The 24,896-nt window shown below is 70.3% G+C and carries 20 protein-coding genes and 1 pseudogene; 7 read left to right on the forward strand and 14 right to left on the reverse strand.

The features are described 5' to 3' along the window. Window positions 1–45 precede the first annotated feature (45 nt). The 12 genes from ACWGB8_RS14565 to ACWGB8_RS14620 all read right to left on the reverse strand — a co-directional run bounded on the left by ACWGB8_RS14565 (window position 46) and on the right by ACWGB8_RS14620 (window position 13,421). A complete protein-coding gene (locus ACWGB8_RS14565; protein ID WP_452213589.1) occupies window positions 46–882 on the reverse strand; it encodes an alpha/beta fold hydrolase in 837 nt (278 codons plus the stop codon). 65 nt (window positions 883–947) lie between these two features. Next, window positions 948–3,758: an ATP-binding protein gene (locus ACWGB8_RS14570; protein ID WP_452213591.1), complete on the reverse strand. Its 2,811-nt coding sequence runs from the start codon at window positions 3,756–3,758 to the stop codon at window positions 948–950. An 11-nt stretch (window positions 3,759–3,769) separates the two neighbouring features. Further along, entirely contained in the window at window positions 3,770–4,675 is a 906-nt protein-coding gene (locus ACWGB8_RS14575; RefSeq protein WP_452213592.1) for a carbohydrate ABC transporter permease, read from the reverse strand. Continuing rightward, window positions 4,672–5,637, reverse strand: coding sequence for a carbohydrate ABC transporter permease (locus ACWGB8_RS14580; protein ID WP_452213593.1), 966 nt, complete (start codon window positions 5,635–5,637; stop codon window positions 4,672–4,674). Before ACWGB8_RS14580 ends, ACWGB8_RS14575 begins: the two co-directional genes overlap by 4 nt. Then, entirely contained in the window at window positions 5,637–6,965 is a 1,329-nt protein-coding gene (locus tag ACWGB8_RS14585; RefSeq protein WP_452213595.1) for an ABC transporter substrate-binding protein, read from the reverse strand. The genes ACWGB8_RS14580 and ACWGB8_RS14585 overlap by 1 nt, the downstream gene beginning before the upstream one ends. A gap of 160 nt (window positions 6,966–7,125) precedes the next feature. Beyond that, complete coding sequence (locus tag ACWGB8_RS14590) at window positions 7,126–7,851, reverse strand: alpha/beta fold hydrolase (protein WP_452213597.1); 726 nt, start codon at window positions 7,849–7,851, stop codon at window positions 7,126–7,128. A 61-nt stretch (window positions 7,852–7,912) separates the two neighbouring features. Beyond that, window positions 7,913–8,656 carry an acetate uptake transporter family protein gene (locus ACWGB8_RS14595; protein WP_452213599.1) on the reverse strand — a complete coding sequence of 248 codons (744 nt, stop codon included), beginning with the start codon at window positions 8,654–8,656 and terminating at the stop codon, window positions 7,913–7,915. A gap of 81 nt (window positions 8,657–8,737) precedes the next feature. Further along, complete coding sequence (locus ACWGB8_RS14600; RefSeq protein ID WP_452213601.1) at window positions 8,738–10,165, reverse strand: dihydrolipoyl dehydrogenase family protein; 1,428 nt, start codon at window positions 10,163–10,165, stop codon at window positions 8,738–8,740. Then, window positions 10,165–10,761 carry a Dps family protein gene (locus ACWGB8_RS14605; protein WP_452213603.1) on the reverse strand — a complete coding sequence of 199 codons (597 nt, stop codon included), beginning with the start codon at window positions 10,759–10,761 and terminating at the stop codon, window positions 10,165–10,167. The genes ACWGB8_RS14600 and ACWGB8_RS14605 overlap by 1 nt, the downstream gene beginning before the upstream one ends. Before the next feature lie 88 nt (window positions 10,762–10,849). Then, a complete protein-coding gene (locus ACWGB8_RS14610) occupies window positions 10,850–11,371 on the reverse strand; it encodes a DoxX family protein (RefSeq protein WP_043467833.1) in 522 nt (173 codons plus the stop codon). A 5-nt stretch (window positions 11,372–11,376) separates the two neighbouring features. Further along, the gene (locus tag ACWGB8_RS14615; RefSeq protein ID WP_452213605.1) at window positions 11,377–12,039 is read right to left on the reverse strand and encodes a hydrolase; all 663 of its coding nucleotides are present in this window, start codon (window positions 12,037–12,039) and stop codon (window positions 11,377–11,379) included. 701 nt (window positions 12,040–12,740) lie between these two features. After that, a complete protein-coding gene (locus ACWGB8_RS14620; RefSeq protein WP_452213607.1) occupies window positions 12,741–13,421 on the reverse strand; it encodes a TMEM175 family protein in 681 nt (226 codons plus the stop codon). Between the two features lie 737 nt (window positions 13,422–14,158). Between ACWGB8_RS14620 and ACWGB8_RS14625 the strand changes: the two genes are divergently transcribed. The 4 genes and pseudogenes from ACWGB8_RS14625 to ACWGB8_RS14640 all read left to right on the forward strand — a co-directional run bounded on the left by ACWGB8_RS14625 (window position 14,159) and on the right by ACWGB8_RS14640 (window position 18,743). Beyond that, on the forward strand, window positions 14,159–15,058 hold the full coding sequence (locus ACWGB8_RS14625) for a ribosome-inactivating family protein (RefSeq protein WP_452213609.1): 900 nt from the start codon (window positions 14,159–14,161) through the stop codon (window positions 15,056–15,058). 54 nt (window positions 15,059–15,112) lie between these two features. Beyond that, window positions 15,113–15,304: pseudogene (locus ACWGB8_RS14630) on the forward strand (transposase); the annotation flags it as partial. Window positions 15,305–15,643: 339 nt separating this feature from the next. Further along, the gene (locus tag ACWGB8_RS14635; protein ID WP_452213624.1) at window positions 15,644–17,101 is read left to right on the forward strand and encodes a hypothetical protein; all 1,458 of its coding nucleotides are present in this window, start codon (window positions 15,644–15,646) and stop codon (window positions 17,099–17,101) included. Between the two features lie 349 nt (window positions 17,102–17,450). Beyond that, window positions 17,451–18,743, forward strand: a complete 1,293-nt coding sequence (locus tag ACWGB8_RS14640; RefSeq protein WP_452213611.1) for a hypothetical protein — start codon at window positions 17,451–17,453, stop codon at window positions 18,741–18,743. Window positions 18,744–18,767: 24 nt separating this feature from the next. Here ACWGB8_RS14640 and ACWGB8_RS14645 read toward each other — a convergent pair whose 3' ends face one another. Beyond that, complete coding sequence (locus ACWGB8_RS14645) at window positions 18,768–19,775, reverse strand: site-specific integrase (protein WP_452213612.1); 1,008 nt, start codon at window positions 19,773–19,775, stop codon at window positions 18,768–18,770. 915 nt (window positions 19,776–20,690) lie between these two features. Further along, complete coding sequence (locus ACWGB8_RS14650; RefSeq protein WP_452213614.1) at window positions 20,691–21,980, reverse strand: tyrosine-type recombinase/integrase; 1,290 nt, start codon at window positions 21,978–21,980, stop codon at window positions 20,691–20,693. Window positions 21,981–22,189: 209 nt separating this feature from the next. Between ACWGB8_RS14650 and ACWGB8_RS14655 the strand changes: the two genes are divergently transcribed. The 3 genes from ACWGB8_RS14655 (at window position 22,190) to ACWGB8_RS14665 (ending at window position 24,576) form a co-directional block, all read left to right on the forward strand. After that, window positions 22,190–23,335: a hypothetical protein gene (locus ACWGB8_RS14655; protein WP_452213616.1), complete on the forward strand. Its 1,146-nt coding sequence runs from the start codon at window positions 22,190–22,192 to the stop codon at window positions 23,333–23,335. Window positions 23,336–23,569: 234 nt separating this feature from the next. Next, a complete protein-coding gene (locus tag ACWGB8_RS14660; protein ID WP_452213617.1) occupies window positions 23,570–23,974 on the forward strand; it encodes a DUF7144 family membrane protein in 405 nt (134 codons plus the stop codon). A gap of 398 nt (window positions 23,975–24,372) precedes the next feature. Further along, entirely contained in the window at window positions 24,373–24,576 is a 204-nt protein-coding gene (locus ACWGB8_RS14665; RefSeq protein WP_030918248.1) for a cold-shock protein, read from the forward strand. Window positions 24,577–24,896 lie beyond the last annotated feature (320 nt).

Consider the following 24,896-nt stretch of genomic DNA (forward strand, 5'->3'; position numbering starts at 1 on the left):
GCCGCGGGCGGGGGGCTCACTGCGGGTGGGCGGGCCGGAGCGGCCTCACTTCGCCAGGAACGCGAGGAGCGCGGCGTTGACCTCCTCCGCGTGGGTCCACAGCAGGCCGTGCGGGGCGCCGTCGATCTCGACGTAGTCGGCGGACGGGAGCGCCTTGTGGAAGGGACGCGCGGTGTTCTCGGCCGGGAGGATGCGGTCGGCCGTGCCGTGCAGGATCAGGGCGGGGACATCGACGGCCGGGATGTCGGCGCGGAAGTCGGTGTACCAGGTCGACGGCGCCGCCGAGGCCGCGAAGGAACCGCCGGCGGCTGCGGTGTTCCAGCTGTTGCGGACGGCCTCCTCGCTGATGCGGGTGCCCAGGTTCTCGTCGAGGTTGTAGAAGTCGTTGAAGAAGGCGGTGTAGTAGGCGTAGCGGTCGGCCTTCACCGCGGCGACGATGCCGTCGAAGAACTCCTGCGGGGCGACACCGTCCGGGTTGTCGTTGCTCTTCAGCAGGAAGGGCTCCAGCGAGGCGAGGAAGGCGACCTTGGCGACGCGGGCGGTGCCGTACGCGGAGACGTAGCGGGCGACCTCGCCGGTGCCCATGGAGAAGCCCACGAGGACGGCGTCGTTCAGGTCGAGGGTCTCCATCACGGTGTTCAGGTCGGCCGCGAAGGTGTCGTAGTCGTAGCCGGTCGTCGGCTGGGAGGACCGGCCGAAGCCGCGGCGGTCGTAGGTGATGACGCGGTAGCCGGCGTCGAGGAGCGCGGCGCTCTGGCGCTCCCAGGAGTGGCCGTCGAGGGGGAAGCCGTGGATGAGCACGACCGGCCGGCCGGTGCCGTGGTCCTCGTAGTAGACCTCGACGGCGGTGGTGTTCTCCTGGCCAACGGTGATGTACGGCATGGCTGTGTCTTCCTCGCTTCGGTTCGGCTGGTCCGCGCGTCGTCGCGGCGCGGAATGCCGTCACGCTATGGCGGGGGAGGCGCCGCCGATTGTCGTGCGGCGCCCCGGGCCTTGCCCCCGGGCGCAGAGTGCGCGGACGGCGACGGCGACGGGGACGGGACGGCCGTGTCGGGTTCGGCCTGCGCCAGGACCAGCCGGGTCAGGTGGACCCTGGAGTTCACCGAGAGCTTGCGGAAGATCGACGTCAGATGCGTGTTGACCGTGTGCGGAGACACGACCAGGGCGGCAGCGGCCGACCGGTTGGTGTGTCCTGCGGCGATGAGCCGGGCGACCTTGCGTTCCGAAGCGGTGAGCGCGTCCCACCCCTGGCTGGGACGGGGGCGGGCCGGACGCCGGCCGGAGCCCGTCACGGCCCGGTCCAGTTCCGCCCGGACCTTGTCGGCCTCGAAGCCGGCCCCCGCGTGGGCGTACGCCTCGTAGGCCCTCGTCAGGGCGGGTATCGCGGCGGCGTCTCCTACGGCCGACAGCGCGCGGCCGAGGTCGGCGCGGGCCGCCGCGAGGTGCAGCGGCCGGGGACCGTTGAGAAGGATCCGGACGGACCGTTCCAGAAGGCCGGGATCGGCGTTCACCAGTGCCGCCGTGTGCGTGGCCGTCCCCTGTGCCGTCGGCACGGCGGGGTTGTGGGAGGCGTAGTCGGCCGCCTGGGCCGCGAGGTCCACGGCCAGGGCCCGGTCTCCGGCACGCAGGGCGATCTGCACGGCCTCGACGAACCGGGTGCGCAGGAGCCTCCAGCGGACGAAAGGGTGGTCCCGCTGGGCGGACCGCAGCCGTTCGGCCGCCGCCACGTGATCGCCGTCGGTGTCGGCGAGGAGGGCCTCCAGGAACTGGTGGGCGGCGTGGTTCCCCGGGTTCGGCCGGCCGGCCACCGCCGCCCTGACGACCTCGACGTGTTCCTCCGCGGCTTCGCGATCGCCACGCAGCAGCGCCAGCCAGCCCCGGTGGACCCGAACGTTGACCAGGTTCGCGGGCACGTGGATGTCCGCTTCCAGCCGCTCGGTGGTGACGAGGTCGGCCTCCGCGTCGTCGAGCCGCCCGAGCCCCAGATTCAGGCTTCCCTGCGCCCACATCAGCATCGCGGGCCGCAGCGGATCGTCGCCCGCCGTCCGCAGCAGGTGCCGGGCCGTGTCGAAGTCGTCCAGGTGGACACGGGCGACGACCTCCTCGGGCAGGAACGCCGCGTCGAACGCGCTGAGCGCCGTGTGGTGGTCGACGGCGGACGCGCACTCGCCCGCGTTGAGGGCGATCTCGCCCAGGCCCCACAGCGCGACGACGCGGGCCTCCCGGTCCTGTGCGCGCTCCGCCTCGGCGAACGCCCGTTCCGCGGTCGTGCGAGCGCTGCCGAGGTCGCGGCCGCGGGACTGGGCGAGCGCGAGTCGCGCGGTCAGCCGGGCGCGGACCGCCGGGTCGGTGACGACGCCCAGGGCGGCCGTCGAGCGGCGGGTCAGCTCATGGATGTCGTCGAGGTGCCACAGCGTGTCCCCGAGGACCGACTGCAGACGGGCGAAGACGTCCAACGGGGGCTGCCGGGCCAGGAGGACGTCGCCGGTCTCCCGTGCCCGGGTGTACCGGCCCGCACGGGTGAGGGCGGTGATGGCCCGTTCACCCACGTCGAACTCCGTGGGATCGTGGGGCGGCACCAGGTCCATGGCGCGCACGGACAGATCGGCGGCGAGGTCGGGCATGACGGTGAGTACGTCCGAGGCGGCGCGGCCGAGCAGCCGGATCGCCTCCCGGTCACCCGGTTCGGCGCTCTTGAGCAGGTGCGGGACAGCGTCGGCCGAGGTGCGGCCCGCCGCGACGAGCAGACTCGCCGCCTCCCGGTGCAGTGCCCGCCGCGCGGAGGGTGCGAGGTCGGCGTAGACCGCCTGCCGGAGCAGGTCATGGCGGAACACGAGGCGTTCGCCGTCGTCCTCGATGAGCCCGGCGCCGATCGCCTCGTGCAGTTCGCCGATGAGGCCCGAGGCCGGCCTGCCGCACAGGGCCGCAGCGTCGGCGAGGTGGAAGGCGCGGCCCAGGACCGAACCGATCCGCAGGAATGCGAGGGTGCCCGGTCGGAGCGCGGACAGCTTGCCGCGGACCCCGAGCACCAGCCGCTCCGGCGGCTCGGCCCCGTCCGCACCCGACGCCGCGATGCCTTCCAGCACCTCCGTCGCGAGGAACGGGTTACCGCCGGCGGTGTCGAGCAACCCGGTGACGCGATCCGGCACAGTCCCGCCGAGTACGTCCCGCGCCAACTCGGCGAGCGCCGCACCGGACAGCGGCCGCAGCGCGAGCGTCGCCGTCCGGGTGGCGCCCCCGCGCAGGTCCGGGTTCTCCCTCCCCGCGAGCAGCCAGAGAACCGGGGAGGCCAGCAGTCGCGCCGGCATGACGTTCAGTGCGAACCGGCTCAGCGGATCGGTCCACTGGACGTCGTCGATCGCGATCAGTGTGGGAGCGCCCGTCGAGCGCTCCTCGATCAGCCGGGCCAGCCGTTCGACCAGCCAGACGCGCTGGTCGTGGTGGCCCGCGAGGTGCGCGAAGTCCTCCGCGGCCAGCAGCGGCGGGTCGCCGTGCAGCAGGCCCGAGGCCAGCGACGCCAGCGGTGCCAGCTCGTGCAGCTCCTCGGCGCGCCCCTGGCTGACGGTGAACCCGCTGGCGCGTGCGATCGAGACGGTCTCCTCCAGCAGGGCGGTCTTCCCGATTCCCGGCTCGCCGAGGAGCAGGGCGATCCCGCTGCCGTCGCCGTCGCGCACCGCCTCGACCATGGCCCGCAGCTGTTCCAGCTCGGCTTCCCGGCCGCGCAGACCCGGCCGGCTCAGCCGGGCGTCCGTGCTCATCTCCTGCGGTGTCATCCCTTGACGGACCCCGCGAGCAGACCTCGGGCGACGTGCCTCCGGAAGAGGAGGAAGACGAGCAGCGGGACGAACGCCGACACGAACGCTCCCGCGGTGAGCCGCTGCCACTCGTTGCCGCGCGTGCCGGCCATGGCCGCCAGTCCGACCGTCACCGGAGCGGTCTCGGCGGTCCCGCCCGACAGCGTCATCGCCACCAGCAGGTCGTTCCACACCCAGATGAACTGGATGACCGCGAACGTCACCAGGACCGGGCGGGCCAGCGGCAGCACGATCCGGAGCAGCAGTGTCGCGTGTGACGCGCCGTCGACCCGGGCTGCCTCGATCAGGTCACGGGGCAGTCCGGCCAGGTAGTTGTGGAGGAGGAACACCGCGACCGGCAACGCGAAGACCGTGTGCGCGAACCACGCCTGGCTGAACCGAGCCGCTCCGGTGGCGTTCCAGGCGGGCAGGAACAGCCATCCGCGGGAGAAGAGCCGCAGCAGTGGGACGAGCACCATCTGGAGGGGCACGATCTGGAGCGCGAAAATGCCGACGACGAGCACATCGCGCCCCTTGAAGTCGATCCACGCCAGGGCGTACGCGGCGAGGAACGCCAGCGTGAGCGGGAACAGCACCGAGGGCAGGGTGATGACGATCGAGTTGACGAGGTGGTCGGCGAGCCGGCCCGACGCGTTCCCGGTGCCGAACAGCACCTCGCGGTAGTTGGCGAGCGTGAGGTGGGGCGAGCCGAACACGGTCCACCAGCCGGTCGTCTTGATCTCGGCCTCGGGACGGAACGAGGAGAGGAACAGACCGAGCGTCGGCACGGTCCACAGGATCGCGGTCACCACGGCGGCCAGCGAGAACACGCGGGAGGACAGCCGCTCCCGGACACCGCTCACCCCGCGTACCCCGCTCACCCCACGCTCCGCTGCGTACGGACCTTGTAGGCCACGACAGGGGTGACGAGGAGGAAGAGCAGCACCGCGAGGGCCGCGCCGTGGCCGGTCCGGCCGTAGCGGAAGGACTGGTCGTACATCTCGTGGGCGATGACAGCGGTGTCGAACTGCCCGGCGGTCATGGTTTTGACGATGTCGAACGCCTTGAAGGTGCCGATCACCTCGGTGAGGACGACGACCAGCAGCGTGGGTCTGATCGACGGCACGGTGATGTGCCGGAAGATCTGCCGCGGTGACGCGCCGTCCAGCCGGGCCGCCTCGACGATCTCGCCGGGAACCGCCGTGATCGCGCCTGCCAGCAGGAGGGCCGCGAAGCCTGTCTGGGCCCACACCATCGCCACGATGAGGAACAGGATGTTCCAGGGGGAGTCCACGAGCCACTGTCTCGGCTCGCCGCCGAACGCCACGACGAGTTCGTTCAGCAGCCCGATCTGCTCCGCGCCGGCCGGCCGGTAGGCGTAGACGAACTTCCAGACCAGGCCGGCGCCGACGAACGAGATCGCCATCGGCAGCAGGACGAGGGACAGGGCGAGCGCCCGGAACCGCGCACGGACGACGGCCGCGGCGTAGAGGAGACCGATCCCCGTCACCAGCGGGGGCACGAGCACCACCCACGCCAGGGTGTTGCGGAGCGCGATCAGCGCCTCGGGGTCGGTGAACATCCACACGTAGTTGTCGACGCCGACCCAGGTGTCCCCTTCGTCGTCCATGAACGACAGGCCCAGGGTGTGCAGGCCGGGCAGAAGGAGGCCAATGGTGAGCAGCAGCAGGGCGGGGGCCAGCAGCAGGAAGGCCGCGCCCCGCCTCCGTGCCGGCCCTCGGTGCAGTGCCAGGAGGATCAGGCCGACCACGGCCGAGAACGCGACGACGGCCTGGAGAATGTGGGCCAGCTTCGGTTGCTGAGCGACGACGTCGAACGGCATCAGTGGCTCGGCCAGGACCGTTCGATGGCCGCCGCCACCGATTCGGTGTCCTTGCCGCTGATCCAGTCGACGGCTCCCTTCCAGAAGGTGCCCGCGCCGACGGCCGCGGGCATCTGGTCGGAACCGTCGAACCTGAACTGTGTCCGGGGATCCTGGAGCAGCTGGATCGAGAGTTTGTCGATCGGGCCGGCGGCGTCGGCCGGATCCACTCCCTTGTTCGCGGAGACGAAGGGGCCCTTCTTCATCCGCGCGTTGGCGAAGTCGGCGCTCGCCAGGTATTCCCGGAAGGCTCGCACCTCGGGGCGGTCGGAGAACGCCGTGGCGAACGTCCCTCCGCCCAGGACGGGCTTGCTGGTTGTGTCCGCCCCCGGAAGGAGGAAGGCGAACACGTCCCCGTCCGGTCCGATCCGGGTGCCCTTCGGCCAGTGCTCGGCGTAGAACGACGCCTGGCGGTGCATCGCGCAGTCGCCGGAGAGGATCGGCGTGCCGCCGTCCTGGTAGGAGATCGAGGCCATCGAGCGGGCCGGTCCGTAGCCGCCGTTGGCATAGCGGTCGCTCCTGAGGATCGATCCCACCGTGTCCATGGCCCGGATCACTCGCGGGTCGTTGAACGGGATCCGGTGGGAGACCCACTGGTCGTAGACGTCCGGCCCCTGCTGGCGGAGCAGGACGTCCTCGATCCAGTCCGTCACGGGCCATCCGGTGGCCTCGCCGGATTCGAGGCCCGCACACCACGGTTTGACCCCCGATGCGGCGACCTTCTCCGTCACGTCCATCAGTTCGGCCCAGGTGCGGGGGACGGTCAGCCCCCTGTCGCGGAAGAGCTTCGGCGAGTACCAGACGAAGGACTTCACGTTCGCGACCAACGGAGTGCCGTAGAGGGTGCCGTTCACGGTCGCGTAGCTGTTCCAGTCCGCCGACCAGCCCTGTTCGGCCAGGGAGACGAGCTCCGCGCTCGCGGGTTGGAGCTTCCCCCCGCGCGCGAATCGTTCCAGGAGCCCGGGCTGGGCGAAGAACGCCACGTCGGGGGCGTGGCCGCCCTCGACCCGGAGTTGGATCTGGGCCTCGAACTCCCCGTTTCCCTCGTACTGGACGTCGATTCCCGTGCAGGCGGCGAAGCCGGCCCAGGTCTCTTCGAACAGGTCTGCTTCCCGGTCCCGGCTGGGCGCGTAGACGGTGACGTGGGTCCCGGGGTGTTTGCCGTACCGCGTGTACGGCCCGCAGTCCCCGGCCTCGCCGGACGAGGAAGAGCTGGGAGGGGCGACGCATGCGGCGGCCGTGACGACGATGGCGATAACGGCGAGCGCGAGCCTCGCGCCGAACCTCATGGGTGTGCTTCCTCCGTTCGCCCGCCGAGTGTTCTCGGGGGCGGACCGAAGCTATCAGCGTTCGAACATAATCAACCAATCGTTCGAGGTCAAAGGCTTGTGTGCCCGTCCGAGCCCCCACCGGGGGTGGGCTCGGACGGGCACCGGCGGCGCGGGCGGGTCAGCGGGTGACGGACCGGGCCGCGTCCTGGATCAGCGCGGCCACTGCTTCGGGCCGGGCGAGCATGACCAGGTGCGAGGAGTCGACCTCGACGGTGGTCATGCCGGCCCGCTCGTAGCCGTAGCGCTCCACGTCGGGGTTGATGGTCCGGTCGGAGGTGGCGACCAGGCCCCACGACGGCTTGCTCTTCCAGGCCGCGACCGGGGCCGCTTCCGAGAAGGCCCGCGCGGCCAGGGGGCGCTGGGAGACGGCGAGCACCGCGGCGAGCCCGGGGTCGACGTCGGCGGCGAAGAGGGCGGGGAACCGCTCGACATCCACCGAGACGTCGGTGCCGGCCTCGGCGGATCCGATCGCGGGGAACGGCGTGAAGACGAGCGCGTCGGCGAGGCCGGAGTCGGGGAAACGCCCCTGCAGCTCGCCCAGGCTCTCGCCCTCCTCCAGCGCGTATCCCGCCAGGTAGACGAGTGCCTGGACGTTCTCCTCCACGCCGGCGAGGGTGATGACGGCGCCACCGTAGGAGTGGCCGACCAGGATCACGGGTCCGTCGACAGCACGTATCACCGAGGCGATGTACGCGGCGTCTTCCACCAGGCTGCGGTTGGGCACGGCGGGAGCCACTGCCTTCAGGCCCGCGGCGGTCAGCTCCGGTATGACGCGGGCGTAACTGGAGGCGTCGGCGAAGGCGCCGTGGACCAGCACGACGGTGGGTTCGGCGGATCGGGACATGGGGGAACTCCTGTTCAGTCGTTGTGACGGTGCGGGTGCGGTGTTCATGAGCGCGGGACGGTCAGAGCGTTCGTCGCACGCCGGCCTGGCGTTCCAGGTTGCGGAGCTGGACCGCGAGGTCGCCCTCGACAGCGGTGTGGGCCGGCCCGCTGCGGCCGATGGGCAGGACCTCCTCGCTGCGCATGTCCTCCAGCATCAGGGCGAAGGCGGTGTACATCGCGACGATCGCCACCACGAGACCGAGGGCCCCCGACGTGCGGGTGAGCCATTCGGCGCCGGTGAGACCCGACAGACCGGTGGTCGCCCAGCGGGGCAGGGAGACCAGCAGGACGAGCCACAGTGCGCGCTTGGGCCGTGTCACGGCGGTCATCAGCGCCCCGAAACACAGAAAGGCAAGGTTGAAGACGCCCAGCACGCGCAGACCGTCGGGCGCGCCGCTGAACATGACGAGCGCGTAGGCCAGCCAACTGCCGGCGAAGATGCCCATCAGCGTCGCCGCGATCACGTCCCGGGCGCCGAATGCCAGGATGCTCACCAGGAACTGCAGCGCGAAGGCCGGCAGCACGCACAGGGCGACGGCGCCGCGGGCCTCTGTGTCGAAGAGGCCGAGCTGCATGCACCCCGTCATCACGGAGGCGATCGCCACCGTGAAGAAGCCCAGCGGCATGGGGGAGGCGATGGGACGGAGGTTGATCCGGGTCATCGACCGGAGGTCGGGTTCGAAGCGGCGTTCCGGGGGAACGTCCGGCCGGCTGCCCTTTACGTCGTCGGCGCCGCCGGAGGTGGAGGGGGAGGTCGGACTCATGGTGGGATCTCTCGTTCAGCGCTCGAAGCAGGGGCGGGGAAGGCGAGCAGGGCTCGCGGAGGGGCACGGACGGAGGTCGCCTCAGAGGCCGTACGCCTCAAGGAGGCGCAGCCAGACTTCGCTGACGGTCGGGAAGGCGGGGACGGCGTGCCGCAAACGTTCGAGCGGTACTTCGCCCACGATGGCGACGGTGGCGGTGTGGATGAGTTCGGTCGCCATGGGGCCGGTGAGGGTGCAGCCGACGACGACTCCGCGGGTCTCGTCGACGACGAGCTTGGCGTAGCCCTGGTAACCGTCCGCGTACAGCGCGGCTCCGGCGACGTCGCCGATGCGGTACTCCACCGCACGGATCGCGAGACCGGCTTTACGTGCCGCGCGTTCCGTGAGGCCGACGCTCGCGATCTCGGGATGCGTGAAGACGGCCTGCGGGACGGCGACGTGGTCGGCCTGCGCGCTCCAGGCCTGCCAGTCGCCGCTGTCGGCCGGGCGGCCTGCGGCGCGTTCGGCGATCGCCGCGGCGCAGGCACGGGCCTGGTACTTGGCCATGTGGGTGAGCGGCGCGCGGTGGTTCACGTCGCCGACGGCGTACAGCCAGTTGCCGTCGAGGGCGGTGACGCGACAGGTGTCGTCGACCGGGAGCCAGTCACCGCCCGGCAGCCCGACGGTCTCCAGGCCGAGGTCCGCCGTGCGGGGGCGCCTGCCGACGGCGGCCAGCACCTCGTCGCACGCCAGGACGGCGCCGTCGTCGGTCTCCACGGTCACGGTGCGGGTGGCCCCGTCGCGGGCGACCCGGAGGGCCGAGACCCCGAAGCGGATCGTCACGCCCAGGGCGGTCAGCCCGCGGGCGACTTCCTCGCCGGCGCGCGGCTCCCAGCCCGTCAGCAGGGTCTGGTCGCGGACGAGCAGGGTGACGGCGGAGCCGAGTGAGCCCCATGCGGTGGCCATCTCGCAGGCCACCACTCCGCCGCCGATGACGACGAGCCGCTCGGGTACCGCGTCGGCCGTGGTGGCCTGTCGGTTGGTCCACACACCGACCTGGTCGAGCCCTTCGACCGGCGGTAGCGCGGGTTCCGTGCCGGGGCTGAGCACGACCGCGCGCCGGGCCCGCAGGGTGCGGACGGTGCCGTCGGCGCCGGTGACCTCCACCCGGCGCTCTCCGGCGAGCCGTCCGTGCCCTCGTACGATAGGTACGCTGGCGCTGTTCAGCCACTGGGCCTGACCGGTGTCGTCACCGCGGCTGGTGAACCGGTCACGGCGGGCCAGGACACGCGCCGGGTCGAGTGCCGCCGTGACGGCCTGCCGGGCACCGTCGACCGACCGTGCGGCCTCCCGGGCCGCGCCGGGACGCAGCAGGGCCTTGCTCGGTACGCACGCGCGGTAGGAGCACTCGCCGCCGACCGCCTCGGCTTCGACGAGGACGGCGGTCAGACCGGACCGGACGGTCCGGTCGGCGGCGACCTCGCCGCCCGGTCCGCCGCCGACCACGACGATGTCGTACGTGTCCGCCATCAGCCCTGCACCAGAGGGGTGTCCACGAGGTGTTCGGCCAGGAACCACACCTGCGCCTCGCCGGGGCGGATGACCTCGGAGACGAGCAGGTCGGTGCTGCCCTCGTCGCCCTCCGCCGAGATCCGGGCGGCGGCGTCCCGCGCGTCGATCAGGATCCGCTCGTGCGCGTCGAGGAGCCGCGACAGCATGACGGGGACCTTCTCCACACCGTTCGGCGGTCGCGGAATGGCCGTCAGCTCCGCGACGTGGCGCGGGTCTGCGACCGCGACACCGCCGAGGCTCTGGATTCGCTCGGCCAGCGCGTCCACGACGGCCAGCTGGGCCTCCGCGTGCTTGTCCAGCATCAGGTGGAGCGAGTAGAAGGTCGCCCCGCGCATGAGCCAGTGATGCTTCTTGTAGAGGGAGTACAGGATCTGCGTATCGGCCAGCACGCGGTTGAGGCGCTGGCAGGCGTACATGCGGGTGTCGTGGCCGAGGCCGATCGGCAGCTGCTTCAGCGTGCCGAACGTCTGGGTCTCGCCGCCCTTCTGGTGCAGCAGCGGCTGACCGCCGCCGCGCGAGGGTGCGGTGGTGGATGCGGTGGTCGCGGTTTCCATCGGTACTCCTGGTGTGGAAGGTGGGAGGGCCCGGCCGCCCGCGCGGGGGTCGCAGGGCGGCCGGACCCGGTCTTGTCGCGGCTCGTACTCAGCGGCCGCCGGGGGCCGCGGTCCGCGCCGCCGCCGGGGCCCGGCCGTGCAGTACGAGCCGGGTGAGCAGCCCGCTGCCGAGGCCGGCCACGAGGGCGGCGGCGGCCCACCACAGCGGGTACGGAGTGAGGCCGAGGGCCGCGTCCAAGGACCACGCGCCGGGGCCGGTGGCGGCGAGAGCGGCGGCGGTGCCGATGAGGACGAGCGGGTACTCGTACCCGTCGTTCTGCACCCAGAGTCCGTGGTGCCACTTCACGGTGAGCGCGACCGTCATGACCCCGATGACGCCGGTCGCGGCGAGCGGGGTCAGAAAGCCGGCGGCGAGCAGCAGCCCGGAGCCGATCTGGCCGCCGCCCGCCGCCAGGGCGGTGACGACACCGCCGCGGAAGCCGTCGGCGCGGAACTCCTCCGTCCCGCCCTCAAGCCCCTTGCCGCCCAGGTGGGAGCTGATCTTCTGCACGCCGTGACCGGCGACGAGCAGGCCCGCCAGCAGACGAAGGATCAGAATGCCGGTGTCCACGAGCGTCAGCCCGCGGCGTGCGCGCCGATGACGCTCTGCGCGTACACGACGCCCAGGCCGTACGCGCCCGCGTGGGCCTTGACGATCTCCATGACCGCGCCGTACGTCTCCTGGCGCGCCCAGTCGCGCTGCAGCTCCAGGAGCACCTGCACCCAGGTCACCGGCACCGCGCCGGCGGCCAGCATCCGCTGCAGCGCGTGCTCGTGGGCAGCCGGGCTGACGCCACCGGAGGCGTCCGAGACGACGTACACCTCGTACCCCTGCTCCAGCGCGGAGAGCGCGGGCAGCACCAGACAGACCTCGGTCCACAGGCCGGCGAGGATGATCTTCTTGCGCCCGGTCGCCTTGACCGCCGCGACGAGGGCCTCGTCCTCCCAGGCGTTCATGCTCGTCCGGTCGATGATCTCGTGCTCGGGGAACACCTCGGCGAGCTGAGGCAGCAGAGGCCCGGAGAAGGACTCGGCGGCCACCGTGGTCAGGACGGCCGGCACGTCGAAAGCCCGAGCCGCCTTGGCGAGCCCCACGGTGCTGTTGATGATCGCGGTGCGGTCACCGCTGCCGGTGCCGAAGAACATCTGCGGCTGGTGGTCCACGAAGAGCATGACCGCGTTGTCGGGCGTGAGGAGGTCCGAGCTCGGGCCGGCCTGAACCTTGGTGATGTCGAACATGAGGGATCCTTTCGGAACAATCGGTAGGGTGCCCACCGCATTCGCGGCTTCGGCACACCCCGAAACTACGGCCGGATCGATCGGCCGAATCCTCCCTCTGTGCTCAGGAATTGGCACCACAGCGCACTACCCGGGGATGAACCGGCGCGGTGACGCGGTGACGCGGAGGCAGTACGGACGCCGGGCCGGCGACCGTCGCACGAGGCTGCGACAGTCCGCTCGTTCGACAGACGGACGCCCCGGGGCGACTGGCCGCGGCGAGACACTGTGACGTCGGAAGCCGCGGAGCCGGGAGGCCGCAGAGGCGGTCCACGAACCGACCGGTTGCTCCGCGCCAGGCGGGTGGCGCACTTCCCATCAGGTGCCGGTGCGTTGCCGGGACATCCGAGCCGGCTTCGGCTCATGGTCCGAACTCCGTCAAGGGTCCTCGGGCCTGCCGGGTCGGCACTCGTGACCGGGAAGACGCGCGCGCAGCTGTCGATCCAGGGCCCGCCCACCCGGTGACGCCACTTCTCGGCAGACTGCGGCCCGTCCGGAGCGCCCGTACCTCCACCGAGCTCGCCCTGGACGGCCGGCTCGTGCTCGGCGAGGACCGGTTCCTCGACATAGACGCGGGGGCCTCCCACGGTACATCTCATCCGTGGAAGGCCCCCAAGCATGCAACCAGGTGTGCTGGCCGGACGGCTCACCGGTTCTCTCGCCTACTCCTGGCGATTCGCTTCCCGTCGGCCGCGACCGGGCAGCCGCAACCCCTCGCTGGTCAGGAAGTAGAAGACAGGCAGCACGACGAACACGGCGAGTGCGACGACCGGGGCGGTCAGCGCACCGACCGCACCGGCGAGGAGATACGCCATCACGCCGGCCCACGAGCGGAGCCTGCCGTGAGCGACGTAGGAGGGTTCGACAGCGTGGTGCAGCAGTTCCGGACGCCGGTCCAGATGGCTGTAGAGCACGATCCAGCTGCCGCACATGCCTGCCGCGATCCCGGCGTACAGCGCGACGGCCACGCGAGCGTCGCTGTCGATGACGCTGTTCTGCAGCGCGCCCGACAGCACCGCGGTGGGAAAGGCGAGCGCCGCCGTGGTGAAGAGCAGGAGGAGATTGGCCGCGTGCAACCCGCGATCCATGGCACGTATCCGAACGAAGGCCTGATGGTGATTCAGCCAGATGACCGCCACATAGCTGAAGGAGGCCAGGTAGCCGAGGTAGACCGGCCACTGGCGGAGCAGGGCCCGCCCGAGTCCGCCCGGTTCGTGGGGCGGATCCGTGAGCCCGAGGACCAGGATGGTCACGGCGATGGCCAGCACGCCGTCGCTGAACGCCTCCGCGCGGGCGGTCTCGGAGCGAGCGAACCTCCGCGGGAGGCCGTGGTCGTCCGTCATGTCGTTCTCTCCTCCGGTCCCGGGCCGCACCACCCGATGAGCCCGAGGTCGTTGTGCCACCGACGGCACTCCGGAGCACTCCGGGCGGGACGGCCGCCGCTCGTCGACATCCACCAGGCCTCCGCCGGGGAAGGCGGAGGCCGCGGCGCGCCCTACGGGGCGAGTGGGGCATGGACCGGGCTGCACGGGCAGGCGAGGTCGACACCGGTCGTCACCGTACGTCCGCCGGTCATAGCCGGTCGGTCCATCCGTGCCCCGGTTCTGGCCTGTGCGCGAACAGCCGTCGGAGGTCTTCGTCCTCCGACGGCTGCGCATACCTGCTCTTGCCGAAAACCTCATCCGCCCCGATCAGGTCGCATGTTGGTACTCGTGGAGGAGGCCGCCGAGTGTGTCAGGCGAATGAGAAGTGTGCGGCGGCTTCGCGGGCCGTCGAAGGCAGGAGGCCGGCCGGCAGCATCTCGGTTGTCAGGGCCAGGAACACGGCCGCTGACAGGCTGAGCGGCCCGCTGACGGGCGCGGCCCGGGACGGGGCTCACGGGGGCGGCTGCCGGGGGCGGTCGGCGACGACAGGACGGCGGTGCACTGCTGGTCAAGGGCCGAGGCCCTGACGGCACATCAATGGATCACATGGCCGATTAGCGTGCCGACAGCGCGCCGTGGATGCTCGCCGTGTGCGAAAGCCGGTGGCCGGGCGAGCGCGCTGACGACCTGTCGTTACACGATCGAGGGATTCCCGCATGCTCACAATGAATGGACCCGGTGCACTGGTACGCGTGCGCCGACGGCTGGTCGGCTCACTGGTCGCCCTGGCGCTGGCGGTCGGGCTCATGGGTATGACGCCGCCTGCGGCGCACGCCGACACGAACAACCGTCTCAGCAACATCAACTGGGAAATCAGCGACCTGAGCGGCGGCGGCGCTCAGGCGCACCAGCGGTACTGGGACGTGATCGCCCAGCTCCACTCGCTCAGCAGCCACGACTGGTTCAGGACCGACCTGGACGAGACCGTCGTGGCGGACAACGACCAGCTCATCCAGATCAGCCTGTTCCAGAGCGGTGCCTACCAGGGGGCCATTTACTTCTGGCCGCACAACCTGTACCTGGCCGGCTTCTACCAGGTCGGGGGCACGCACTGGGTCTTCAACGACGGCAACGCGTCGAGGGAGCGCTTCAACCGGGTGCTGGGCGTCCAGGCGAGCACCCTCCCCTGGTCCAGCAACTACAACGGCCTGCCCGGTGGTGACACTCGGTACAACCAGCAGATCAACGGGCCGAGGCTCGACAACGCCCTGCGGCAGGTCCGTCAGATCGCCGCTCTCCAGAACACCGCCAGCGGGCGCGCCGTCCTGGCGGACTCCCTCCTCATGATGATCCAGGCCACCTCGGAGGCAGCGCGCTTCGGGCGGATCTTCGACAACATCCGCGGCAACATCCGCGACCACGGTCTCGCCCAGATCGGCCGGGACAACGTCAACCTGGAGACGAACTGGGCCGGGATCTCGAACTGGGTCTACCGGGTCATGAACAATGCCGGTACCCCGCCCATCTTTGCCGGTGGTCAGACGTTCTACACGTTGCAGCAGCTGATGCTGTACGTGGGCTACCTGGACCTCTACAGCGGGTCGCGTCCCCGCTAGTAGTGCTTTGTCGGGAGGCTTGTCGCATCGTGTCATCGGTAGTTCTCCGTTGGTATGAGGGCTGGGGACCTTGCGTTGTGGCGGGGTCGGTTGGAGGAGTTCGCGGCTGAGGTGATCGCGCCCTTGGCCCGTTGTGATCAGCGGGCCAAGGGCGGTCTGTATCTGCGGGGGATGCTGCTGGAGGGCCGGCGCAAGTCGATGCAGCCGATGGTCGGGCGCCTCGGGGTCGACCATCAGCGCTTGCAGCACGCCGGCACGCTAGCCGTCACCACTGACACCCGTGCCGTTGTCCCGCCGCTGTCGTCCACCGGCGGCCACGGCCAGGGAGTACTCCCAGGCCGTGGCCGCCCGAGCCTCTGTGCCGCCAGAGGCACAGCCTCATTGGGCGGACAACCCCTCGGCGACTCGGGTACGGTGTCGGCCAGGACCAGGTCCGGACCGCCGACAGCATCGGCGGAACCAGCCTCGGCCGATCGTCTTCTCCACCGTCCGGGGGCGCGTCAGCAGCGCGCCCACCAGCGGAACTCCACTCTCCTGCGCGCCGTGTGCCCGCGGCGTGCCTTCCACCGCACCGGAGTTCCCCGTATGTCCGAGCACCAGCCCACCGCCGCACCTCGCGACTTCCTCTGCGAATACACCCCCAGCAAGAGCCGCGTCCTCGTCCTCCTCTCCCACGCCGACGGCCCCGACTCGCTCCAGGCCGTCCTCACCTGCCGCGACCCCGAACTCGCCCACCGCGCGGCCGAACTGCTGCGCCGAACCCTTCGAGGACCGGCCGGCGAAAATGCCGTCGAATCGGTGGACGGGCTGTGCGGCGAACTCCCGGACGCCCCGGCGTCCTCGCTTCGGCAGGCCGCCACCCACGCGCGTTCCGGCACATGGCCGGCAACCGCCGGAACGCTCATCGCCTGGCCTGACGGATCCGTGCACGAGGATCCCGACCAGGACGACGAGAGTGGCAGCCGAGACAGCGACGACAACGACGCGGTCCCGGGCGCGGACCCTCCCGCAGAGGGCGAACCGCGGCTTCGAGACCTGCCGGGCCAGGTCGTACGGGTTGCCACGCTCCGCGAGTTCCACATCCACGACCGGAAGGCGCTGCTGGAAGAGGCGGGCGAGCAGGGATGGGAACCGATGTCGGCCGACCAGATCGCCGGGGACGATCCGCACGATGTGGTCGGCGCCGTCATGTGGCTCGCGGACCTGCCCATCGACATCGAGGGGGCGGACGGCCTCACCGAACACAGCCAGGCCTCCCTGCTCCGACGGGACAAGGGCGATGAGGTCGCCCTTTGGAGCACCGAGCCGGTCGTGGCTGACTTCGGCCCCGGCTGGCATGCATCCCGAACCGTGCAGCCTCCTGACCGTGGAGACGAGGAGGAACTCCCCGACTTCGTCGCGCTCTTCCCCGTAGAGGCCCCGCACTGCGCGGACCCGGAGTGCGAGGACGAACGCTGCCGGTGGAAGCTGACCCCCCGTACGGCCGACCTCCTCCACACCGCGCTGTCGCTCTTGGCCGACGAGGCGTACGACGACGCCGACGAACTCGGCGACGGACGCCTGGTACCGGACGAGCACGAGGGCAACTGGGGCGTGTTCCCACGCCTGCCGAAGCTGACCTTCGCCACCGATCTCCAGTGGCGTCGTCGCTTCGCCCGCGCCGCAGACGACCTCGTCGACGAACTCGAACACGGCCACCGGCCGCGGCCGACCTGCACCGCTGAGGAAGTCGCCCTTCACCTCGCCATCGACGACGCCCGCGACCGCGTCGACGAACTCGAGGACGACCCCGACGACTCCGGGGCCGACACCCACAACAGGATGCCGACCCACCGCGACGACTACGACTTCGACGCCTGCACCGACCTGTTCTTCCAGGACACCGATGTCCTCATGCTCTACAGTCCCCGATTCGACGGCATCGAGGACCCCGACAGCGACGCGAACCGTCAGTTCCGTGTGGGCGACCTGCGCGCGCAGGCGTGGTTCAAACCGTTCGGGAACGTCAAGGCCCGCGACCCCCACCGGGGCTTCCGCCGTTGATCGGACGGGCGTGCACCCCGACGGCGGGCCGAGGCGCAGAATGTACCTCCGCCCGCCGTCGGCGGCGTCCGGGAGTGGGCGGCCTGCGGGGACCTTTCGGGCCTGGCGGTGCTCGGCCCGTTGCCGGTCGGTGGTGCAGGGTGAACGGGTGACCGAACGGATCGGGGCAACCTTCCGTGGCAGTGGTACACCCATGAGCTGCCCCGCAGCCCGGGAGCTACGCGAGCGGAGCGTGGCGCTGGCGACGCATCGTCGGCGAGCTGCAGGTGAAGGCAGAAGCCGCCGGACGCGACACCCCGTGACCCAAGCAGGCAACGCCATGCACGCGACCGCACTGAACAGGCCATCCATGACCAGCACACCGCGCGAGAGCCTCTCGCCGCACGCCACCGGTCCCCGGTTGCTCGCCCGGCTCACCGCACCGCTCCGCCGGGCCGGCTGGACGGAAGGCGAACTCTGGGACGACACGGCAGAGGACGACGAGCCCGGCACCGGCCCGCTCTACCGGGAGTTCTCCCGCTCGAACTTCCACATCAGTGTCATCTGGAACCCTGCCGACGCCCGGCTCACCATCGACGACCCGACCGAGCACTGGGACTGGGACGACGGCCTGCCCCCGCTGTGCCCCGTTGACCAGCCCCTCATCGTCGAGCTGAGTACCCGCCCCACCCAGGCCGCCATGGCCGAGGCCGCACGCCGCGCCTTCGCCGAAGCCGGCCTCCTCGACGCCACCCGCGTCCACGTTCCCGAGCAAGCCCGGGATCTGTGCCACGATCTGGTCGTGCAGTTGTGGGCGGCTACCGTCAGCTGCGCGATCGCCCGGCACCGGCGCGCCGGTGGAGGGCGTGAGGCCATCGCCGCGCTGGGCGAGGAGTTCTCCTGGCGCGTGGGTGACGGGCTGCGTACCTACCCGCTGATCGTCCCGGACCCGGTTCCGACGGCGGCGGCGCGTGGCATCGCCGAATGGTGCTGGCGTCGGGAGAGCGACGTCGAGGAATGGCACTTCAAGATCGACGACATCACCATGGCCCGCGCCAACATCGCCGCGACCCGCGTCGTCACGCCCCACGTGCACCCCGAAGGCGTCGACTGGCCGGCCGTTCGACTTGCCCTCACGGCGCCCACCCGCCGACTCGCCGACGGCCGAGCACTCGCCGATATCCTCGAAGAAGGCTGGGCACCCGTCCTCGCCTCCATCCACCGCCAGATCGACCTCTGGCAACGGGCCGACGAGACGCTCGGTCCCGAAGCCGTCCTGCGCATGCTCACCCTGCACGGCTCCCGCACCGAATCCGTCGGCGAATGGTGGGGATCCGGCTGGTACGAGACCGCCACCCGCCGTGCCATCGCCCGTGCGGCGGGCGACGGCACCGTGCCCGCCGCGGTGACCGCCCTCTTCCCCGACACCGAGCACCTGGCCGACACAGCCGCCGCCCACCCCGACCTCCTCGACGACGACACCCTCGACTGGATCACCGAAGCCGTCTTCAAGGAGGGATCGCTGCGGCGCGAAGCCAGACTCCCGGTCCCGCCGGCCATGACCCTTCCGGACTGGGCAGCTCACGACCTCCTCGACAACCTCCGCCTGGACCTTGAGGAAGACGATCCCCCAGTCACTGACCCGAGCCCCGGGCAGCCCTGACCGACGTACGGGGTGCAGCAGCCACTACGCGGCGAGCGGCAGGTCGTCGTCGTCACGGGGGACGGCGCGGAGCCGTTCCGGCTGGGCTCGGGCGAGGGCGTTGACGGCCTGGTCGGCGGAGTCCTTGAAGAGGTGGCCGTAGAGGTTGATGGTGGTCGCCAGGGTGGCGTGGCGCAGGGTCTTGGAGACGATGGCGATGGCGATCATGATGCTGGCAGCCGTGTGGCGCGGGTCGTGCAGCCCGATCCGGGGGAGTCCTACCTCGGTGGTGCGTTTGCGGAGCTGGTCGAGGACCCACTGGGGCCGCAGGGGCGATCCGTCCGCGTGGGCGAAGACCAGGCCCTCCAGCCGGCCCGCCGGGTGGGAGTTCATCTGGAGGGCGGCCTGGCGGTGGAGGGCGGCCGTGACTCTGGGGGAGAGGCTGATCCAGGCGCGGCTGGCCTCGGTCTTCGGCTGGTTGAAATGGAGGTCGCCGTTGTCCACGGCCGACAGCGTCCAGCGGACGAACAGCTTGCGGTCCATGAGGTGCACGTCCGACCAGTGCAGGGCCAGGACCTCACCGCGACGCATGCCGCTACCGAGCAGGACCTCGAACAGGTCGCCCAGCTGGTCCGCGTACTGCTCCGCGTTGTGCCGCAGGAACACCGCGGCCTGCACCGGCGTCCAGCACGTGCGCTCGTCCGCGCGGGGCTTTGGCGGCACGCAGTGCTCGGCCGGGTTGAACTTCAGCCGCCACGACCGCACCGCGTGGTTCAGCGCGTTGCGCAGCGTCGAGACGACCCGGTACAGCGTGACCCGGCCCCGGCCGGCCGTGCGCTGTGCGGCCATCCAGTCCTCGATCTGCTTCGGCCGCAGGTCCAGCAGCCGGCACCGCCCGAACGCCGGGACCAGGTCCCTCTCCACGTACGCCTTGTAGCCGGCGTAGGTGTTGACCGTGAGCTCCTCCTTCCGCGCCGCCAGCCACTCCCGCAGATAGTCCGCCACGGTGGTACGACGCTCCTCGTACGCCCCGCTCAGCTCACCCTCCAACACCGCCGCCAACTCCTGCACGGCCTCGGCCTCGGTCCCGAAGCCGCCACGACGCCGAGTACGACGCCGACCGTCATCCGGCGCCAGATCGACGCAGTACGTCCACGACCCGTGCCCCGCCTCCTCCAACAACCGCACACACCACACACCCAACTGCCGCCCGCCCCCGTCCCGGCACCCACACCGCCGATACACCCTGCCCCGCTGCGCACGCTGCCCCATGTGTGTTTCTCCTTCTCGAACGCGGTGACCTGGTCCAAGGCTCGCCGTTCGGCCGGGCGTGGCGGCAGAGCGTGCGGGACGGTGCGCGAGGCACGTCAGAACCAGCCGGCGAGGACACGCTCAAGACGACACACCGTCCGGAGGATCACTATCCGTAGCCAGCGGGTAGTCGACCTTGATCTACCCGGGGTGCTCGGGCCAGCCAGCGGCAATGTGCGGCGGTCCGCAGCGGTCGGCCGGCGGGCTCTTCTGAAGGGCCGACAGATTGCTGCTACTCGCAGTGACCAAGGCCGGTCTGGGGTCCTGGGGGCCATTTGGGGACCAGTTTGGGACCGCGCTCGGTGAGCGCGTATGAGCGCCCGTGGGCGATAACGGGCATCTATGTACGAACTTGAACCCGACTGAGCATCGCGCGGGTTCGAGCCCTGTCGACTGTGGATCTCCATGATGAGCATCAACTTCCCATGTTTTCAACATGGTTGAGCAACATGAAAGCCGAGGCCGCGAGGCCTCCGCTGTCGACAATAGTTGAACCCGTGGGGGTCAAGGGGTCGCAGGTTCAAATCCTGTCGTCCCGACTGTGAAGTCGCAGGTCAGAGGCCGTTTCCACCGGATGGTGGGAGCGGCCTTTTCTGTTGGTGATCGTTGGGTGGTCGTAAGCCGGGGCATGGCACGGTTCCGTTCCCTGACGTTCTTTCATGCCGCTTTCGGATACTGGTCTCTGTGGGGCGGCCGGCGCTGTTCCGGCGGGCTGGTGGTCGGTTTGCGGTCGTAGCGCTCTTCTTCGTGGTCGAGCTGTTCGGCGATGGCGTCGACGGCTTGGTGGGCAGCGGTCTTGGTGAGGTGTCCGTAGATGTTGGCCGTGGTGGAGATCGTGGAGTGGCGCAGGGTCTTCGAGACGATGGTGAGTTCGACGCCTGCGGTGAGGGCGAGGGTGGCGGCGAGGTGTCGCAGGTCGTGGATGTTGGTGCGGGGGGCGCCTGCTTGGCGGGCGAGGTAGTGGAAGTGGTTGAGGACGTACTCGGGGTGGAGGGGGTGTCCGTCGTCGCGGCAGAAGACGTACCCGCCGCCTGGTGGCCTGCGCACTGCGGTGGTGGTCGGGTGGGGCCTGGTCCTGCGGCGGGCGAGGATCTTGTGGACGCGGGGTGAGAGGGCGACCCAGTCGCGGCTCTTGCGGGTCTTGGGGGTTGTGAGGATGAGCTTGTTGTTGTCGATCGCGGACAGGGTCCAGTGCACGTACAGGGTGTGGGTGTCGAGGTGGACGTCCTTCCAGTGAAGGCCGAGGGCTTCGCCTTTGCGTAGTCCGGTGCCGATGAGGACCTCGATGAGGTCGGCGAAGTCGGGGTCCGCGGCACGGCAGTAACGCAGGAAGCGGACGGCCTCGGCGGGCGTCCAGATGGTGCGCTCGTCGGCGGCCGGGCGGGGGATGACCGTGGGCCGGGCGACGTTGACCGTGAGGCGGTGGGTGCGGGCGGCGTCGCCGAGCGCGCTGGAGAGGGTGGCGAGGATGTGCCAGACGGTGGGGCGGCCACGGCCGGCGGCGAGTTGGGTGTGGACGAAGTTGTGGATGTGTTCGTAGGCGAGATCGTCGAGGTGGATCTGGCCGAGTGCGGGGATCAGGTCGTGGTGGACGTAGTCGCGGTAGCGGACCCAGGTCGTTGGCTTGAGCTGTAGCTGCTTGCCCGCGAGCCATTGGAGCAGGTAGTCGGCGAGGGTCTGGTTGGGGTCGGCGCTGATGCCGAGGGCGCGTCCGGTGAGGTAGCGGTGGAGGGCGGTGCGGGCTTCGTCCTCGGTGGGGAAGCCGCCGCGGCGCGTGGTGCGGTTGTGGCTGCCGGGTGTGGTGGCCGGGACGTCGACGGCGAAGGTCCAGGTCCCGTGGGATGGATCGGTGGCGAGGCGGGGGCAGCGGGTGCCGAGCTGGTGGCGCTGCTCGTCGCGGCAGCCGCAGCGGCGGTAGACGCGTCCCACGCTGTGGTGGGCGCGCATGGTGATCACCTTCTAGGGGTGCATGGAGTTGTCGGAACCCATTGTGATCCGTGCCGGGGGAGTGGCGGGGAAGCCGACGACCACAATCCGACCACCAGTCCCCATCCGACCCCTATGGCCTGGGCGGATCCCTTTACTTGTCCGCCAAGTGCGCTGCCGGTTGGGGATTTTCGTCCCGCGGTATCGGTGGGGTGGGGCAGGCTGGTGTCATGAGCTACGCGGTCACCGTGGACACCTGCCGGCCCGAAGGCACCCCTGAACTCGACCCGCTGCAGCGGGCGGGCGTCATCCATCTCCTGCGCGAGGGACTCGACGCGGTCGAAGCCATCGAGGGGAAGGAGGGCGAGATCGTCGAGATCACCGATCACTTCATCGGCGTCCACCCCGAAGGCGCGCTGTTGAAGGTCTTCGTTGACGCGCCCTCCCTGGAGGATGCCGAGGCCGCCATCGAAGCCGTGATCGGCGAGATCCTGGAACACACCGAGACGCTCGCCGGCTGGTCCATCCAGAGGTGCGAGGTCGAGCTGCACCTCGACTCGGCCAAGGAGAGCCTGGAAGCGGCCGACGGTCCCGACGCGCCCGCATCCGATCCGGCCGTCCGTGCCGCCACGCACCGCAAGACCTCGCCAGACGCAGCGTCGCAGCCCGCACTGAGTGACCAGGACCGAGAGAGGATGCGGGCGACCATGCGCGCGCTCGCGCCTCAACTCGCCGGCGTTGGCCTCGCGACCTTCGGGCACCTGACCGCGGAGGACATGGAGGACGAGGAGGACGAGGAGGAGTCCGACGAAGAGTTCAATGTGGCGCGTGAGGACGCCGAGCTCGCAGCCGGCGCGATCTTCTACTCCATCGACATCCTGCTGGATGAGCTCTTCGAGGACATCGACAGCCTCGGCGACAACCCCAATGTCGCCCAGTGCGAGGGAGGCCTGCTCCAACTCGAACGGCTGCCACTCCAGTTCGCTCACCTCTATACGCCGCTCTTCGCGCGCAAGCTGCTGGTCACCGCCGTGGACCTGACCGGCCGTCTGTGCCGAGGGGGATTCTCGCAACTCAGCAGCGTCGCGGAGGAACTGCTGCTTCGGCTTCTCCTGGAGACCACCGAGGCGACCCTCGATATCCACGGTCTGCTGGCTGGCGGAGTTCAGGAGGCGCTGGGCTCCTTCCGCGAGAACGTGTACGAGGACCTGGACCACGAATGGCTCTACGAGCCTGCCCTCGATGGGATCGGCCAGGACCCCGCTGCCGCGCTCCTCGGTGCCGCTCCGATGAGCGCGGACGACTGGTTCGCACCCTTCAACGGCAGCCGTCCGGTCCACCCTTACGCTGCTGGATCCGCCACTGAGGAGGAGTAGGCGCTGGTGGACCGCATGGCTGCCCGAACTCCGGCACCCGGCTGGTCATCGATCACTGACTGAGCGGCCGTCGTCGGCCATGCGCATGCCTGCGGTGGCCAGTGCGAGGATCGCTGCCGCACCGGAAACCCCTGCCAGGAAGGCGAACATCACCGGGGTGCCACCGATACGCGGAGCGAGGGCAGCGGTAGCCCAGGTTCCCGCTCCAGTCCTGCGCGCGGCATTGGAAGGGCCGTGGAAGCCTGGATTCCGAGCCCGACGGCCGGTTCGATCCGAAGGTCGGACGGTTCCCTCGGCCAGGGAGGCCCCGATGGCCAGTACCCACAACCAGCCCCCGGCCGGCAGCGCCGTCCCGGGCTCCTCACGGCATCCGCTACGGTCCGGCTGGATTGTCTTCGCCGCAGTCCTGATGATCTTCAGCGGAGTCATGGCGATCATCGAGGGGGCGCCGCCATTGCCAAGGACGACTTGCTCGTCCGGACGGCGAACTACATTTTCCTGCTCAGCGTGACCGGCTGGGGCTGGATTCATCTCATCCTCGGCAGGCGCCGGAAATCGCGAGAGCAGGTCCTTCCGGCGCATTCAATTTCGGAGTTCGACAGGAATGCCGCGTGCGCTGTCCAGCGGTCCCCTGGATGACGCCGGCGGGCGTGGCGCTTCGCTGTTCGCGGCCAGGGCAGGCGCTCCGCGCCCAGTCGGCCGCCCTCTCCATCCCTGGAGTCGGCGGCGCCGACAGGGCGGGAGGCATGCTCAACGAGGCTGCTCTCCATGTGTGTTGATGGTCCCGGTGCCTCGCGATCGGCGGCCCTGGGGAAGGGGCCTCGCGGAACCGGGGGTGAAATATCCGCCCGTGGCGGGCTGGGGCCTGCTAGAGTCGTTTTAGTTGCAGTAGTGGTTCCCATGAACTTTGTGTGCGCCTGCTGATGTATCGCAGGCGCCTTTTTGTTTCCCGGCTATTTCCCGGGTGGGTGCTCATCGCGGCGACTCGAAACGCGCGCTGTGCGGGTTTCGGACAGCCCCTTGAAGGAGATTTCTTTATGGCTAATGGCACTGTGAAGTGGTTCAACGCGGAAAAGGGCTTCGGCTTCATCGAGCAGGAGGGTGGCGGTCCTGACGTGTTCGCCCACTACTCGAACATCAACGCCAACGGCTTCCGTGAGCTGCTCGAGGGCCAGAAGGTCGAGTTCGACGTCACGCAGGGTCAGAAGGGCCCGCAGGCCGAGAACATTCGTCCGCTGTAGTTTCTGCCATGGCACCCGCCTGGTAGCGAGGGGCCCGCACCGCGTACATGATGCCCGGTGCGGGCCCCTCGACATTGCTCCACCACGCATTCCCCGGCCGTTCAGGCCCCCTGGCTCCGCCACCGGCGGCCATCCCCACGCGAGACGCCCAGCGCCGCGTCCGGATCGGCGCCCTGCCGTGACATCCCACGGTTCGAGGATCTTCGCTCCCGCCCTCCGCGGTGAGCGTCGACCTGAGGTGACGTGCCGCACGGTTTCACCGTCCACGCCCCGCTCCCCATACTTTTCGGCCCGTTCCCTGGCGATCTCCTGCCGGCGCC

This window comes from Kitasatospora sp. NPDC054939, assembly GCF_053610105.1.